Raw genomic sequence first — 16,442 nt, 5'->3', positions numbered from 1 at the left:
TTCGTTTCCTCGGAGTGTGTCATGTGGAATGACGGGCGCAAATGGATTCGTCAACGCCGGGTTATCCTTTCGGTGAACCTGGAGATGATTTCTGTCACATCCTCGTGTCTTGCCAGCGCCCTGGTCCAGTGTGCTGGCACGGCCTCGATGCCGTAAACCAAGCCCGCCAGCGCACCGGCCACGCAGCCGGTAGTGTCCGTGTCTTCACCGAGATTGACGGCTCGCAGAACGCATTCTTCGAAGCTGGTGGTATGCAGCAGGGTCCAGACCGCAGCCTCCAGGGTATGCACGCAGTAGCCGCTGCTGGGCACCTCCGCCTCACTCATGTGTGGGAGGATGTCTGGGTGCATCTGGTGCAGTGAGGGCCATTCTTTGTGAAATTCCTCATCGGTGGAGTACAGCGCTTCGGCTTGTGACCAGGCTTGTTTCAAGGCATCGAGAGGCGATAGCTGCTGGTACAAGCCGCGGACGATAATGGTGAAAAAGCCGCACACCATCTGAGAGCGGGGGTGGGCGTGCGTGATGATGGACGCCAGGTGAGAGGAGGCGACGGCCTCCTCCGGGGTCGTGTTGCAGACCCAAAGTGAGACGGGAATGAGGCGCATGAGGGAGCCGTTGCCATTGTCGAACTCCTCCCTCCCGCCACAGCGTGCCACGGGCCGCCCCTCCGCAAACCGAGCCAGCGCCTGACGGGTGGCGATGCCCAGGTCAAACACCTCCCCATAGGGCGTCCAGTAGCCGCGGCGCAGCCAGCGCAGGAACCGCTCGGCCATGTCCTGGGCGACCAGATGATTGCACTCCAGCAGGGACTCCAGCGTGCAGAAGATCAGGGAGGAATCGTCCGACCATGTGCCGGGTGGTTGGTGGTGCGTGCCGTTGCCGGTCATGGTCACGATCGGATTCAGGGCCAGGTCTTGGCGACTGCGGAACTCTGCGGGCACTCCCAAGGCGTCTCCCACCACGGCTCCCCACAAGGAGCCCGCAATTTGACTTTCCAACCCTGGCGTCTTCTCCATCATGTTCTTATGATCGTACCAGGATGCCAGTTTGCGAGTGACAACACCGCAGGAATTTGTCCCGAGGCTTGGGAGGCGCTCCAAGAGGCCAATGAGGGGCATCAACCCTCCTATGGGGACGATCACCTGACCCGCGAGGCCTGCGATGCTTTCCGTGAACTGTTTGAGACCGATTGCGATGTGTACTTTGTCTTCACCGGCACGGCCGCCAACTCGCTCTCCCTGGCGTCCCTTTGCCAGAGTTATCACAGTGTCATTGCCCATCAGGTGGCTCACGTGGAGACCGATGAGTGCGGGGCTCCTGAGTTCTTCTCAAACGGCTCCAAAATCCTCCTGGCCCAAGGGGAGATGGGGAAGTGTCATCCCGCTGATGTGTCCCGGCTCATCACCCATCGGCAGGATCTGCACTATCCCAAGGCGAGGGCGCTCAGCGTCAGCCAGAGCACAGAATTTGGCACGGTCTACCGGCCTGAGGAGTTGAAGGAACTATGGGGCGTGACCCGGAGCAAGGGGGTGGCGATTCACATGGATGGCGCGCGGTTCTCGAATGCAGTGGCATCTTTGAACTGCGCTCCAGCAGACATCACCTGGCGCGCGGGGGTGGACGTGTTGTGCTTTGGCGGCACGAAAAATGGCATGGCAATGACCGAAGCGGTGGTCTTCTTTGACAAAAATCTGAGCCGCGACTTCGCGTGGCGCTGCAAACAGGCCGGACAGTTGGCCAGCAAGATGAGGTTCATCTCCGCCCAATGGCGTCGCCTGATCAAAGGCGGGGCTTGGTTGAAATATGGCCGCCAGGCGAATGACCACGCCCGGACTCTGGCTGAAGGGCTCCGGCAAATTGAAGGGGTGGAGATTCTCCATCCAGTGGAGGCGAATGCTGTCTTCGCCAAGCTGCCTGAGGCTGTGGACCAGAAGCTCAAGAAGGCAGGATGGAAGTACTACAGCTTCATCGGTGGTGGAGCGAGATTCATGTGCTCGTGGAAGACCACGGCGGCAGAAGTCGAGGCGGTCTTGCGGGATGCGGCCTGATGCCGGCTGTCTCAACGTGCAAACCGGCCATAGTTGGCCAGGGACAGCACGTTGCCAGCTGCCTCATCCACCAGACTGAGCTCGCCGATCTCGATAGCGGGAGAGGGGAGGGCAAAAACCTGGCGAAGCAGATTGTGCACGGAGTAGGCGGAGATGGAGAGGTTATAGAGCGTCAGGATGAACAAGGCATCCTTCTCCCGCAGCAGGGACTTGCAGGTGGTGAGGAGCTCGTGGAGTTGCTCTTCGGCCTTCCAGATCTGGCCCTTGGGTCCCTTGCCATAGCTGGGAGGATCGAGCAGGATGCCTGCGTACTGGTTCCCGCGCCGGACCTCCCGTTGCACGAAGGCGAAGGCATCATCCAGCATCCATCGAACGGTGCTGCTCTGGGCGGTCTTGGGATTCAGTTCGAGATTTTCCCGCGCCCAATCTAACGATGGCCTGGAGGCATCCACATGCACCACCTCTGCTCCGGCGGCTGCGGCCATTACGGAGGCAATGCCCGTGTAGCCAAAGAGGTTCAGGACCTTGGGCTTGGCGTCTTTCATGGCGCGGATCTTCTGCTGAAGCCAGAGCCACTGCGGTGCCATCTCAGGAAACGCCCCCACATGACGGGAGCCAGGGGTCAGGCGGAGACGGACCTGCAACTCTTGAAGGGGCAGGGTCCAGGAAATCTCCTTGCCGCCGACCGTGACGCCGGTCTTCGCATCGAGCTGGTTGACCGCCTTCTGCCATTCTGATTTTGGCAGGGTGGGCTTCCACCAGGCCTTGGGTTCATCCCTCTGAATGAGGTGAGTGCCCCATTGCTCCAGCTTTCTGCCGGCTCCGGTGTCCAGCAACCGATAGGCGGGCCAGTGGGCGGTGAGCAACTGGTGCGGAGGTGGGGGCGTGCTGGCAGACTTCATTCCTGGGAAATTGAGCTTTCCAGCAGAAGCCAGTCTGCTCCAATGTCAATGAAGATTGGCTCATGCGATCTTGATCTGGTGCGAAGTTGATCTACACCTGTGCCCTGCCACCGCATGAAGCTTCTTGTAACCGCGGACCTGCACTACAATCTGAAGCAGTTCGACTGGCTGCTCCGGCAGGTGGCAGAGGTGGACGCCATGGTCCTGGCGGGTGATTTCCTGGACATCGGCTCGTATGTCAGTGTGGATGTGCAGAGTCAGGTGGTGGAGAAGTACTTGGGCAGACTGGTCCGGGGGACGCGGGTATTCGCGTCTTCGGGAAACCATGATGTGGACCAGCCCGAAGAAGGGGCTGCCTATTCGGCTGCCTGGATGCAGGATCTGCGCGACTCGGGGATTGAGGTGGACGGTGACACCGTAGATGTCGGGGATGTGACGGTCAGCATCTGTCCATGGACGATGCACCCCGACCAGCGTGCGGCAGTGTTGTCTGGCCTGCGTGCGGCAGGTTCCAAACGACTGGGCACCTGGATCTGGGTCCACCATGGCCCACCGGATCACACGCCTCTGAGCTGGACGGGGAAGGTGCATTTCGGTTCCCCTGAGCTACAGGAATGGATCGAGGAGCTTAAACCTGATCTGGTATTTTGTGGTCATGTCCACCAAGCGCCTTTTCAGGCGGGAGGCGCATGGCAGGCGAAGATGGGGGCGACTCTGGCCTTCAATGCGGGCTATGAAATGTCCTCCACGCCTCCGCATCTTTGGGTGGATCTGGAGAACCGGACAGTGCGTTGGTGCAGCAGCGAGGGCGCTGAGACGGTGGCGTATTAGGGCAACTCGCGTGATGCACTGTATAGCATGGCGTTATCCAGTGCGCATTTCGTCAACTGTTAGGCGCAAAGGGTCCGTGATGGGGTCTTTACGATGCTGGCTGTTTGATACGCAACTTACTCGCAGGACTGGCCCTCGTCAGCGCCTGTTCTCAGTAGGCATTTTAATGATCCCGTTGCTTCACCTGGGGTGCGAGGAATGACGGGGATGCTTTGCGTATGAAGGGGCTCACCTGTTAACCAGGAGTCTTCGGCTGGTGATGTATCAAGGTGTCCAGCACATCACCGATCATGCCCAAGTGGCCTTCCTGGCCTTCGAACTGGTGTTTAACATCAACCAGGTAGCGATTGAGGGCGTCGATCCTGCGGGCCAGCAGGCGGCAAAGCTCCAGGGCAGCTCCTGGATGGGTGCGGAGAAACTCGGCGGGATCATCCAGCACATAAAATGAGGACGGCTGGGTGGTGCGCACCGTGGCGGTATGGGGGCCGCCCAGAAGCAGAGACAGCTCACCGAAGATAGCGCCCGGCTCGCGGGAGCGGGCGACGCGGACGTCGTCCTTGATCACTTCAACCGCGCCCTCAATCAACACCAGCAGCCGACAATGCGGCTCACCCTGGGTCATGACGACCTCCCCGGCTGGCAGACTGCGAATCTCCAGGTGCTGGAACGGCGCGAGAATGGATTTCACGGTGCAGGATGATACTCCCGATGCCGGAAATGACACCTGAATTGTCAGCGAGACCCATTGAGTTCCGCTCGAGTGCCCGCTTGCATCTGGTATCGCAGCAGTTCGAGATGGCAACGGCGGGGCAGGGGGGCTAACCGCGCGGGGGAGCCTTCGCCATCATCAGGAACTGTTTTTCCTCCGGCAGCATCTGGGTGTCGTCCGGGATTCTGCCAGCGAGGGAGCGGGCCTGGTCATCGTAACCTGCCGCCTGCATGATGCCGCAAAGCACGGCCCCTTGACCGGGAGTGAGATCTCCCAGATCAATCCGTTGCAACGCGGTGGCGGCGGATTTGGGATTGGCCATCCGGATCTCGCCCAGGGCGACGATCAACTTCCGTGTGGAGTCGGCAGGGCGGGAGGAGAGGAGCCGGGAGGCGCGTCCGATGGATTGTTCCATGTCCACGCCGGAAATCAGCGCGCTGTAGAGGTAGCGCTCCTCAAACACTTCTTTTTCGGGCCAGCGCTGCACGGTCTCCTGCGCCGCGGCCAGGAATCCAGCGGTGTTTCCGTTCCGGTAGGTGAGTCGGAGCAGGCCCTCGTAGCCCGCGAGATCTGCCCGGTTGCTTCGGGAAGCCAGCTTGTAGGCTTCTTCTGCGATCTTCAGGTGGCCTCGTTTCTCGGCGTAGTCCGCAAGCGTCAGAAGCATGGGCTGCCGGCCCTCGCTCTGGATGGCCGCAAGGGCTTCCTTGAGCAGTTCGTTCACCTTTTCCGAGGGTGCTTTCGTCACGTAGGCCAGGTGGGCTTTGTGGAAGGCGCGAATGGCGGTGGTGAGACGCGTGCGGGGGTCGTTGATCAAAGCGGCCAGCTCCTCGTTTTTTCCCAAGAGGGTGAGAGCATTGAGATAGTTCTCCAGGAGCGGAGGATAGTCCCGGACCATGTCCGCATCGAGGTACGACAGGAGTTTTTCGTTCTCGCCTTCCGTGGTCAACCAGCGGGCGAGGGGCACGAGGTCTTCGCGTTTGGACCCGCGGCGGTCTTCCATCGCCTTGGCAATGATCTCCTGCTTGCGGCCAGGTTCCAGTTCCACCTGTCGGCGCAAGGCGGCGATCCGGTGCTCTTCCTTGACCTGCGGATGACTGTCGAGCAGTTCGATGAGTTTCTGTTTTTCCTCGCTGCTGATCGTTTTGACCCGGTCGAGAAACTCCAGGGCGGCCAGACCGTTCGCCCCCTTGTCGGAGGCAAGCTCCCAAAGCATCTTCAGTCCCTTCTCGATCTCATCGGAAGTGCCATACTCCACCAACCGGCGGCCGTAGAGCAGCTTGATCTCCATGTTGTCGGGCTCCTGAATGACAAAGTTGTCCAGAATCTGCAGGAGCTGACGGCTGCGCTGGTTCTTCCTCAACACCACATCGGCAAGTTCCACGACCTTCTGGGTGGGCTTCGAGGTCCGCAGCACCTGCTCGATTTGATCTTGAGCCTGCTTGTTCTCGGCAATGGAAGCGAGGGCCTCGATTTCAAAGGTCGTGTCCTCGTCGGTCATGGCCCCTTTTTGACGGAGGCGGTCAAAGAACCAGCCTGCCTCCTTTTTCTGCATGAAGGTGTAGAACTGGGCCATGACGCGGAGCACCCTCACATTGTCCGCGTCTTTGGCGTAGGCCTCGTGGGCCTTGAGCCAGGCGTCCACAAACTTGTCCTGCTCCTTGAGCTTGATGGCCTCGTCAATGAGACGGTTCGACTGCCATGTCTGGAAGGCGTCATGCCATTTCCGGGCATTCATGACGGTGAAAACCATCAGCCCGATGGAAAAGAGCAGGATTAGCGAGCCCGCCGCGATCCGGGCGGTCCGGGACTGCCGGTCCATATGGGCCTGGGTCGGCGGGAAAAACCAGTGCCAGGCGGCAATCAACGGGCGCAGAAGGACAAACGGCCGGGACGCAGTAGGATCTGGGTTCTGGGAGGTCAGCATTGGGGGCAGGAGCGGGACAGAAAAGACGCCCAGCATACGAACTGACGCATCCGGTGGCAAGGATGTTGAATTTCCGTTTTGCCAAGGTTGGGCAGCAAAGAGGGCGAAAGGGGAAGGAACCCGCGTTTTAGGCCGATTTGGACAGGTATTTTTCAGGAAGCTGAATGAAAGAAAATTCTTGCGCGGAAAGGTCTTTTTGCTTTGAAAGTTGTGGTTCCCAGCGCTTGAACATGAGAACAATAATCCTGTCTGATCGGCGTTAGTAACCCTCGCTCGAATTGCACATTTCAGGAAGAGACCAGAATCCCTAAAGTATGATCCAGGTAAAAGACCTCCGCAAAGTGTTCGGTCCGAAGGTGGCCGTCGATGGAATCACCTTCAACGTGGAAAAAGGCGAGGTGCTCGGCTTCCTTGGTCCAAACGGTGCCGGCAAGTCCACCACGATGCGCATGGTGACGGGCTACTTTCAGCCGACGGCGGGAACGATCAGCGTAGGGGGCGTTGACATGCTTGAGAAGCCCGAAATCGCGAAACGGGCCCTCGGGTACCTGCCGGAGAACGCTCCCCTGTATTCAGACATGAGTGTGGTGGGCTTCCTCGGTTTCTGCGCAGAGATGCGCGGGCTGTACGGTTCTGCCCGCTCCAAGGCGATCGACAAGGCCCTGGAGACCTGCTTCCTGGAGCCGGTCCGCAATCAGAGTGTGGACACCCTTTCAAAGGGTTACCGTCACCGCACCTGCCTTGCCCAGAGCATCATCCATGATCCTGAAGTGCTGATCCTCGATGAACCCACGGACGGCCTGGATCCCAACCAGAAGCATGAAGTGCGCAACCTGATCAAGCGCATGGGCCAGAACAAGGCGATCGTCTTCTCGACCCACATTCTTGAAGAGGTGGAGGCGGTCTGCTCCCGCGCCATCATCATTGACCACGGCAAAGTGGTGGCCGACGGCACCCCGAATTCCCTCAAGACCCGGGCGCCGGGCGCGGACGCAGTGCGGGTCACGGTGCGAGGCTTCGCGGGATCCGGTGTGCGTGCCGAGCTGGAGAAACTTGCCGGGGTGGACAAGGTGGAGGCAGCGGTGATGGATGAACTTGGTTTTTCCGGCCGGGTGTTTCCTTCCCGCAAGGCCAAGCCAGAGGATCTGGTGCGCGAAATCGGCACGCTGCTGGCGGCCAGATCATGGAGGGTGGAGGAGTTGCACCGTGAGGAAGGCCGCCTCGACGAGGTGTTCCGCACCATCACGCGCTCAGACACGGCCTCCTGACCTGCCCAAGTTCACCAGAACGAAGACGGGTGCCCTCCCGAGTGGCGGATGTCCCCGAATCTATTTTTCAAAGCTGATCTGATTTGCTCACCATGAGTCCAACGAAAAACATCATTGCGGTTTTTAAGCGGGAATTCTTCTCGTATTTCAACTCGCCCCTGGCCTACATCATCCTGTTCATCTTCGTGATCGCCGCCATGGGCTTCACGTTCATCGTGGGAGGCTTCCTCTCCTCCAACAACGCCACGCTATCTGGACAGGGCAGCTTCTTCATGTGGCACCCCTGGATCTACCTTGTGCTTGTTCCTGCGGTGGGGATGAGACTTTGGTCTGAGGAGCAACGCCTCGGCACCATGGAACTCCTGGCTACCATGCCCATCTCCCCGTGGCATGCGGTGCTGGGCAAATACTTCGCTGCCGCCACGGTCTGGGCGATTGGTCTGGCGCTGACTTTCCCGATCATTCTCACCGTCTCGTATTTGGGCGAGCCTGATCCGGGCCCGATCATCAGCGGCTACATCGCCAGCTACCTGTACGCTCTGGCCTGTCTGGCCATCACCAGCGCGGTGAGTGCCTTCACACGAAGCCAGGTCATCTGCTTCATCATCTCGGTCGCGATCTGCCTGCTGCTCTTCCTCTTCGGATTCCAGCAGGTGGTGGATTTCCTTCTCAAGGTCACCCCGGCCAGTCTCGATGGCTTGGTGCGCTTCATCGCCGAGCTGTGCTTCATGACCCATTTCTACGAAATGTCCAAGGGCCTGCTCGTCTTCGACGACGTGCTTTATTTCCTCAGCGTCGTCGGCGTCTGCCTCGGCATCACCCACTATGCGATCCAGGCCAAGCGTGCCTGATGCGCCACTGACACCCAATTGCCCAATCTTTTTTCGCGCATGAAATCGAAAACTACTCTCAGCGCCCTCGTGTTGCTGCTTGTGATCGCCATCGTTGTGGTGGTGAACATCCTGGTCAGCGGCCTTGGCTTCCTCAACTTCCGCATGGACCTCACGGAAAAGGGGATCTTCACCCTCTCAGACGGCACCCGCCGCATTGTTGAGGGCTTGAACCCGGACAAGCCGGTCACCATCCGCTTCTACGCCACTTCAGACAGCCGGCTGATGCCCCAGTGGGGCCAGACCTACGGGAACACCGTGCGTGACCTGCTGCTGGAAATCACCAAGGCCAGCGGCGGCAAGATCACCCTGGAAAACATCGACCCGCGTCCCAACACGGAGGAGGAAGATAAAGCGGTGGCAGATGACATTCAGGGCTACACCGTCAACGAAGAAGGCGACAAGGCCTACTTCGGCCTCGCCATCCAGTCGCTCGACAAAAAGGAGATCATCCCAACGCTGACTCCCGCTGAAGAAGGCACTCTCGAGTATCAGATCGCCCGGGCGCTGTCCCAGGTCACGCGCACCAAGCGCAGTGTGATCGGTGTGATGAGCCCGATGCCCATCTCCGGACCGGCCTTCAACTTCCCGCCGGGGATGCAGCAGAACCAGCAACGTCCCTGGATTGCGATCCAGCAGCTGCGCCTGGACTACGATGTGCGTGAGGTGCCAATGTCCAGCGAAGCGGTTGACTCCGACATCAACATCCTCCTCGTGATCCATCCTGCGGACATCACGCCGCGTGCTGAATTCGCCATCGACCAGTTCCTGCTCAAGGGCGGGAAAGTGATCGCCTTTGTGGATCCTCACTGCCTGGTGAGCCGGGCCTACAACAACCCTGGACAGATGGGACGCGCGCCCACCTCGTTCGTTTCACCGAACTCCGATCTGCCGACGCTCTTCAAGGAGTGGGGTGTGGGTTATGACAAGAACCTTGTCGTGGCTGACATGACATTCCGCACGGCCAACAATCGCCGGGCGGTCCCGACCTTCTTGAGCATTCCCAAGGAGGGGATCAATGACAAGGAGCCTATGACGGAGCCCCTGCAGCTCGTCCAGATGTTCTCCGCAGGCTCCTTCAATGTGGCAGCCAAGGGCAATGTGACCTCCACCACGCTGGTGCATTCATCTGAGAAATCTCAGCTGATCGACACTACTGACGCCGAGAAGGCCATGCGTGAGGACCTGAAGAACTTCCAGGCCAGCGGCAAGTCCCAGGTGATGGGTGTGCGCCTGACCGGTCGGTTTAAGACGGCATTCCCTGATGGCCAGCCGAAGGTCACCGCACCGGCCGCCGAAGGTCCTGGCGGAATGCCTGGCATGCCCGGAGGTTTCCCGGGCGGATTTCCCCCTGGCATGCTCCCCGGCGGTACGGGTGGTGAAGATGACAAGCCCGCAGGGGCACCTGCTGGTGAAAAGAAAGAGGAGGCCAAGCCTTCTCTCAAAGAGTCTGCCAACAATGATGGCGTCGTGTTCCTCTTCAGCGATGTGGACATGGAGTTCGATGAGTTCGTCGTCGAGCGTGACCCGATGGGCGGCGCGTCGATGCGCATGAGCAACTCGAACCTGCCCCTGCTGCTCAACACCGTGGAGCTCTTGTCGGGCGGTGCTGACCTGATCGCAGTCCGCAGCCGTTCGTCCGCGAACCGCCCCTTCACGAAGCTTCAGGAACTAAACGCCAACATTGAGGAGCAGTATCGTCCTCGCATGCAGAAGATCGAGCAGGACCTCAATGATGTGGTGCAGGAGATCGCCAAGGGCGGCGGCGTGAAAGCGACGCAGGGCCTGATCATGCTGAACCCCAACGAAGCCCAGGCGAAGCAGCTTCAGGACAAGCAGGTGGAGCTCATGGCCAAAAGACGTGAACTCATCAAGGAGCAGACCCGCATGAAAGACCGTCGGGAGTTTCTCATCACCTTGCTGAACATGGCAGCCATTCCGCTGCTGATCATCGCGGTCGGAGTCACCATCGCCGCCCGCCGCCGCTCTCTGCAGGCCGCTCACTAACACCCGTCCACGTGACTTGGTATCATTTCTCTTGAATCACTGACCATGAAAAAGCCAGTTGTATTGTTGATCGTCCTTGGCGGACTCGTCGGCTTTGCCCTGTTTTACGGCAAGCTGCGCGACAAAAACTTGAACTCCGCCAGGCTGGTGGGGGTGAAGGACCGCGCCACTCTGTTCACGGATCTCCCCTCGAAGGACATCCGTCAGGTGGTGATCCGCGAAGGCAAAAACACCGTCACGCTTGTCGTCGAAGGCGACAAGTGGGTGGTGAAAGAGCGCGAGAACTATCCCGCAGCCTATGAGAAGCTCTCCAAGGCGGTGGCAGCCGTCTCGAACCTGAAGCTCCTCAGCAAGCAGACCGTCGGCAAATCGGTGCTGGGTGAGGTGGGCTTGCTGCCTCCGGGAGAGGCGGGTCCGGAATCGACCGGGCTGCAGGTGGAACTGAAGGATGAGAAGGGCGAAGTGCTCGGCTCATTTGTCGCCGGGAAATCCGTTGAAAGCACCGGTGGTGCTTCCAGCGGTAACTTCATGGGCGGCGCGGGCCAGCAGAGATGGATTCGCAACCCCAAAGACGGCGACACCGTGTGGTTGACGGGCGAGAGCCTCTTCGAACTTCAGGCAGATCCGAAGGAATGGCTCGACAAAGCCTTCATCGATGTGCAGGAGATCAAGTCGGTCACCATCACTCCTCCCAACACCGCGGACGGCTGGAGTGCCTCCCGCAAGGACTTGCAGAATCCCTTCCTTCTCACCGACGCGAAGCCGGGCGAAGAGCTGGACACGGCCAAGGCTGATGTCCTCAACCGTGCGCTTTCGGCAGTCGTCTTCAATGACGTGCTGACCAAGGAGCAGGGCACTCCCGAATTCATGAAGGGGGCAACCAAGGTGAAGCTGGAAACCTTCAAGGGCTTCACCTACGAGGTGCAGATCCTTGAGAAGAAGGAAGGGGACGCAGAGCCCAAGTACTTCCTGACGGTGCAGGTCTCAGGCAACTTCCCGAAGGAGCGTAAACCCGCTGCCGACGAGAAGCCTGAAGACAAGAAGCGGCTTGATGACGAGTTTGCTGCGACGGGCAAACTGCTCGAAGAGAAGCTTGCCAAAGAGAAGGCTTCAGAGGGCAAAGTGTTTGAAGTCAGCAGCTACGGGGTTTCGGATCTGCTCAAAAAGCGCACGGAAGTGCTTCGTGACAAGTCCGCAGAAGGGGCGCCTGGCAGCGCAGAATCTCCGGCAGCAGGTGCCCTGGGTGCCGCGCCGCCTCCGCTCTTGAAGGCTCCGGCCGCACCGATGATTCCGGCAGCACCCGCACCCGCCCCTGTGCCGGCATCGACGCCGGCTCCTGCCGTCGAAGAAGCGAAGCCCAAGGCCAAGGAGACACCTAAGCCCGTCGAGAAACCTGCTGAAGCTCCCAAGGCTGCCGAGAAGCCTGCGGCGGCTCCCGAAGTCAAATCCGCTCCCGCTGAGGCGCCCAAGGTCGAAGCCCCAAAAGCTCCTGAGGAGGCCAAGCCCGCGGAAGCTCCCAAGGCTCCGTAAGGCTCCCTTCGCGGCTCAAAGTTCACTTAAAAGCACGGCAATACGCCGTGCTTTTTTGTTGCAACACCTCAGGACGTCCTGGAGCGCTTGGCCTTGGGCGGGTAGTGCCAGTTTGGGAGGGCTTGACTGCGCTGATGGCCTACCGCTCCGCGGTAGAGTTTCCGCGGTACGTTTTCCATGAGCTTCACTCGCTACCCTTGTTGCACCGCTTGGCTATTCATGGTGAACCCTCCGGGTTCGAGTGCGAGCGTAGCGGGATGTGTTGAGGGGGGAGCGCCCCAGGCCGTGTTTGAGATGATGATTCGGGCACCGATACCCAGGGTGTCCGCCCCTTTCAGACGAATGCCAATCCCTCCGCTTCCCACTGAAGGAGATGGAGGCCAGTTCTTGTACTCCCGCCGGCCAATTGTTGAGTTTCCGCTGGTTGCGTGAAGGGCAAAAAGAGGTGAAAGACACACTGCATGATTTTGACTCGATTCCTGCACCCCCTCGGCACGACTGGTGCGGTCTTCACACTTGCCCTTCTTGCCTTGGGCGGCGGCAGTGACGCAGTGGCGCAGTCGACGCTTGGTTCGTCCAGACTGAAACTTCACAAATGGTCAGGAGACATCAATGTGCCAGATCCCGTGGCCTGCACCGTTGATCCTCAGGGCCGGGTCTATGTCACTCAGACGACCCGTCGTAAGGTGGCGGATCTCGACATCCGTGAGCACACCCAGTGGATCCCGCGTGATGTGCGCCTGGAGAGCATCGAGCAAAAACAGGCCTTCTACCATGAAGTGCTGGCTCCGGGGAAGATGCTGAAGCCGGAAGGCAGCCTCAAGGACCACAACGGAGACGGCTTGATCGACTGGAAAGACCTGACCGTGCATTCCGAAAAAATCTACCGCCTGGAAGACACTGATGGTGACGGCGTGGCCGACAAACGGACGCTGTTTGCCGAGGGATTCAACACAGAGGTCACAGGGATTGCGGCTGGCATCCTCTGGCATGATGGCTGGGTGTATTGCACCATTGCGCCGGATCTCTGGCGTCTGCGGGATACCAATGACGATGGCGTGGCGGATGAACGTGAAATCGTGGCTCACGGATTCGGCCACCACATCGCCTACGCCGGCCATGACATGCACGGCCTGTGCGTGGGGCCGGATGGGCGCATCTACTGGACGATCGGTGACAAGGGCACCAACGTCATCACCAAGGAAGGCAAGCGGGCATCGGCCCCGCATCAAGGGGCGGTATTGCGGTGCGAACCCGATGGCAGCGGGTTCGAGATCTTTGCCCATGGCCTTCGCAACGTGCAGGAAGTGGCGTTCGATGATTTCGGCAATCTCTTTGGCGTGGACAACGATGCGGACAAGCCGGACGAAAAGGAGCGCCTGGTGTACATCACCGAGCAGAGCGACTCGGGATGGCGCTGTAGCTTTCAATACATGAAGGGTTATTGCCCCTGGGTGGATGAGGGATTGTGGCAGCCACTTCACGCCTCCCAGCCGGAGTACATCACTCCGCCTCTGGCGAGCTCCCATGATGGCCCCTCGGGCTTCGCATACAATCCTGGCACGGCCCTGGCACGGGGTTGGAAGGATACGTTTTTCCTGAACCAGTTCCCCTCCGGGAAAATGAATGCCATGCGGGTGACGCCCGAAGGCGCGTCCTTCGGGCTGAAGGAGGACAAGGTCGTGGCCAGTGGCGTCATGGGCATCGGCATGAGCTGGGCTCCCTCCGGCAAACTATTCATGGTGGACTGGGGCGGTGACTATCCGCTGAATGAAATCGGTGCCGTATGGACGGTGGATGATCCTGCAGGAGAGGGGCAGGCGGACCGTCAGGAAACAGCCACCCTGTTGAAGGCTGGCTTTGAGAGCCGCGAGACTCCAGCGCTTGCCGCGCTGCTGGGTCACGCTGACCAGCGGGTCCGTCGTGGGGCGCAGTTTGAGCTGGCAAAGCGGGGTGCGCATGAGGCCCTCGAATCCGTTGTGTTGGACAAGAAGCAGCCCCGGCTGGGACGTCTGCACGCCCTCTGGGGATTGGGACAGCTGATGCGAGCTGGCAAGTATGCGGCCACCACCATTCTCGACGATATCACACAGGATCAGGACCCTGAGATCCGTGCGCTGACGGCCCGCGTGATGGGGGATGCAGCAGCATACGACGTCCAGAGCGGGCACCTGGTGCCACTCCTTTCCGATCCGCATCCCCGCGTCCGCTTCCACGCCGCCATTGCCCTGGGCAAATGCAAAACCAGTGTGGCGACCCTGCCTCTGATCCAACTGGCCGCGTCAAACGGTGACCTTGACCCCTGGATTCGCCATGCTTGTGTGGTCGGTTTGGTGGGATGCACCTCGCCGGATGCTCTGGCGGGATCGGCCGCCCATCCCAACCGGGCGGTACGCATGGCCAGTCTGCTGGCTCTGCGGCGATTGAATCACCCCGGAGTGGCGGGATTCCTGAAGGATCCTGATCCCAAGATTGCTTCCGAAGCCGCTCGGGCCATCTATGATGACGAGTCCATTGTGGCGGCCTTGCCCCAGTTGATTGCGCTGCTGGATCAGAACGCTGCGTTGCCTGATGCTGTGACCCGCCGGGCGCTCAATGCCTGCCTGCGGACTGGGGGCAAAGAGAATGCTGAACGGCTGATTGCCTACGCTCTCCGTCAGGATGCGCCCCTCCCTCTACGAGTCGAGGCCTTGGAGTTGGCCATGGTCTGGAATGACCCGCCGGTACTGGACCGTGTGGATGGGCGATATCGGGTGATTGTTGGTTCCGCAGATCCGAAAACCCTGGCAACGGTAGCGCTTGCGAAGATTGACGCGCTCATGGGTCTTCCCGAGAAGGAACTAAAGGCCAAGGTGGTTCAATTGCTCACCATCCATCGCGTTCCGGTGGAGTCTCGCGTAGCGCGTGCCGCAGTGATGGAGGAAAGCGCCAGTCCTGAGGTGCGGGTGGAGGCCCTCCGGTTGCTTGCGGACCAGCATCCCGGCTCTGATGATCTGGTGGCGACGCTGGACGCCATCCTTGGGGCGAAGGCACCGGAGCTTCTCCGGGTCGCGGCATTGGACAATGTGCTCTTGCGGGACCGTGCCCAGGCAGCCGTAGAGGCGAAGAAGCTGTACAAGAACGGAACCACCCTGGAGAAGCAGAAGGCGCTGTCCATGTTGGGGCGCGTGCAGTTGGAGGCAGGGGATAACGCCTTGGTCGAGCAATGGGACGCCTGGAAGTCCGGCAAAGGGGGCAAGGTGCCTGCTGCCGTGCTACTCGACCTGATCGAGGCCTGCCAGACTCGCCGCAGCAGTGCTCCAGCGCTGGAGGAACGGCTCGCCGCGCATGACAAGGTCCTGGCGGAGAAGGCTGGCACGGCGGCTGCCTATGAGGAGTGCCTGGAAGGTGGTGACGTGAAGTCGGGCAAGGAGATCGCTCTACAAAATCTCACAGCGAATTGCACCGCCTGTCACAAGTTTGAGAGCAAGGAAGGCAGCAATGTCGGCCCTGCGCTGAACCTCATTGGCAAGCAAAAGGAGCGGATCTACCTGCTAGAGGCGTTGATCACGCCCTCCAAGACGATTGCCCCGGGCTTTGGGATCATGACGGTGACTTTGAAGGATAGCAAAATGCTGACCGGGACGCTGGTGGCCAACACTTCCTCGACACTCCAGCTACGACTCGCGGATGGCGCTCTAGAGAAGGTTGACACTGCCCAGATTGAGTCGAAGACCGACCCGATCTCGGTCATGCCGCCCATGAGCCCCATGCTCAACAAACGTCAGGTTCGCGATCTGGTGGCCTATCTGGCCAGTTTGGACGGGGGGCATCCAAGAAGAGCTCCAAGTCCAGCAGCTCACCCAAGTGACAGTTTTCCGAGGTGATGGAACCTCACCAAAGCATTTACTTCCGAACCCGGACATTGTATTTCATGCGCATGTATTTCCGAGTTATTCTCATGCTTCTTCTGGCCAGCGTCGCCCTTACCTCCTGCTCCTCCACGAAGGATGATACGGAGTACTACTACAAGCTGAAGCAGAGGAACGAGAAGTACCAGTCCAAGATGGACCGGAGAAAGGCGCGGATTCAAGCCCGACAGGAGCGCACGGACATGTGGTTCGAGAGCATCCTGAATTAAGGGGACAATGCCTGTCATCCGATGCCGGAGGCATGGGAGCCGTTAGCCTGGATGGTTGGCGGCTGATGTCGCTGCCAAGGAACCTGGAGGACGGACGTGGAGGTGTTGAGGGCAGTGGGGAAAAAGCGGATGCTGTCGGCTTTCCCACCTGATCCTCCTCCGCGGCGGTAACCCAGGGTTGACTCGTCCAACCACTGGGCTGTGCTACAAATC

The 16,442-nt window shown here is 59.8% G+C and carries 12 protein-coding genes; 8 read left to right on the top strand and 4 right to left on the bottom strand.

Annotated elements, in window-relative coordinates; genetic code table 11:
- Positions 1-50: 50 nt before the first annotated feature.
- Positions 51-1,019 (bottom strand): ADP-ribosylglycohydrolase family protein, encoded by a 969-nt coding sequence (locus BV034_RS17665; protein WP_265593129.1) that lies wholly within the window; start codon positions 1,017-1,019, stop codon positions 51-53.
- A 6-nt stretch (positions 1,020-1,025) separates the two neighbouring features.
- Here BV034_RS17665 and BV034_RS17660 point away from each other — a divergent pair, with 6 nt between their 5' ends.
- The gene (locus tag BV034_RS17660) at positions 1,026-2,048 is read left to right on the top strand and encodes a low specificity L-threonine aldolase (protein WP_050028319.1); all 1,023 of its coding nucleotides are present in this window, start codon (positions 1,026-1,028) and stop codon (positions 2,046-2,048) included.
- Between the two features lie 11 nt (positions 2,049-2,059).
- Here BV034_RS17660 and BV034_RS17655 read toward each other — a convergent pair whose 3' ends face one another.
- Positions 2,060-2,950 (bottom strand): class I SAM-dependent methyltransferase, encoded by an 891-nt coding sequence (locus tag BV034_RS17655; protein WP_050028318.1) that lies wholly within the window; start codon positions 2,948-2,950, stop codon positions 2,060-2,062.
- Between the two features lie 114 nt (positions 2,951-3,064).
- Between BV034_RS17655 and BV034_RS17650 the strand changes: the two genes are divergently transcribed.
- On the top strand, positions 3,065-3,781 hold the full coding sequence (locus tag BV034_RS17650) for a metallophosphoesterase (RefSeq protein WP_050028317.1): 717 nt from the start codon (positions 3,065-3,067) through the stop codon (positions 3,779-3,781).
- A 235-nt stretch (positions 3,782-4,016) separates the two neighbouring features.
- Here the strand turns inward: BV034_RS17650 and BV034_RS17645 are convergent, their stop codons facing one another.
- Together BV034_RS17645 and BV034_RS17640 are read right to left on the bottom strand one after the other, a co-directional pair.
- Positions 4,017-4,469, bottom strand: coding sequence for a cyclic nucleotide-binding domain-containing protein (locus BV034_RS17645; protein ID WP_050028316.1), 453 nt, complete (start codon positions 4,467-4,469; stop codon positions 4,017-4,019).
- A gap of 130 nt (positions 4,470-4,599) precedes the next feature.
- Entirely contained in the window at positions 4,600-6,450 is a 1,851-nt protein-coding gene (locus tag BV034_RS17640; RefSeq protein WP_265593128.1) for a hypothetical protein, read from the bottom strand.
- A gap of 278 nt (positions 6,451-6,728) precedes the next feature.
- On the opposite strand from BV034_RS17640, the gene BV034_RS17635 reads away from it, so the two are divergent.
- The 6 genes from BV034_RS17635 (at position 6,729) to BV034_RS17610 (ending at position 16,229) form a co-directional block, all read left to right on the top strand.
- Positions 6,729-7,682: an ATP-binding cassette domain-containing protein gene (locus BV034_RS17635; RefSeq protein ID WP_050028314.1), complete on the top strand. Its 954-nt coding sequence runs from the start codon at positions 6,729-6,731 to the stop codon at positions 7,680-7,682.
- Between the two features lie 92 nt (positions 7,683-7,774).
- Positions 7,775-8,533 carry an ABC transporter permease gene (locus BV034_RS17630; RefSeq protein ID WP_050028313.1) on the top strand — a complete coding sequence of 253 codons (759 nt, stop codon included), beginning with the start codon at positions 7,775-7,777 and terminating at the stop codon, positions 8,531-8,533.
- A 39-nt stretch (positions 8,534-8,572) separates the two neighbouring features.
- Entirely contained in the window at positions 8,573-10,579 is a 2,007-nt protein-coding gene (locus BV034_RS17625; RefSeq protein ID WP_050028312.1) for a GldG family protein, read from the top strand.
- Positions 10,580-10,624: 45 nt separating this feature from the next.
- On the top strand, positions 10,625-12,109 hold the full coding sequence (locus BV034_RS17620) for a DUF4340 domain-containing protein (RefSeq protein ID WP_050028311.1): 1,485 nt from the start codon (positions 10,625-10,627) through the stop codon (positions 12,107-12,109).
- 461 nt (positions 12,110-12,570) lie between these two features.
- Positions 12,571-15,975, top strand: a complete 3,405-nt coding sequence (locus BV034_RS17615) for a PVC-type heme-binding CxxCH protein (protein ID WP_050028310.1) — start codon at positions 12,571-12,573, stop codon at positions 15,973-15,975.
- Positions 15,976-16,028: 53 nt separating this feature from the next.
- Positions 16,029-16,229, top strand: a complete 201-nt coding sequence (locus tag BV034_RS17610; protein ID WP_265593127.1) for a hypothetical protein — start codon at positions 16,029-16,031, stop codon at positions 16,227-16,229.
- Positions 16,230-16,442: the final 213 nt, after the last annotated feature.

The sequence above is a fragment of the Verrucomicrobium sp. BvORR034 genome (assembly GCF_000739635.1).
Taxonomy (GTDB): Bacteria; Verrucomicrobiota; Verrucomicrobiia; order Verrucomicrobiales; family Verrucomicrobiaceae; genus Verrucomicrobium.
This window is presented reverse-complemented; position numbering and strand designations above follow the sequence as displayed.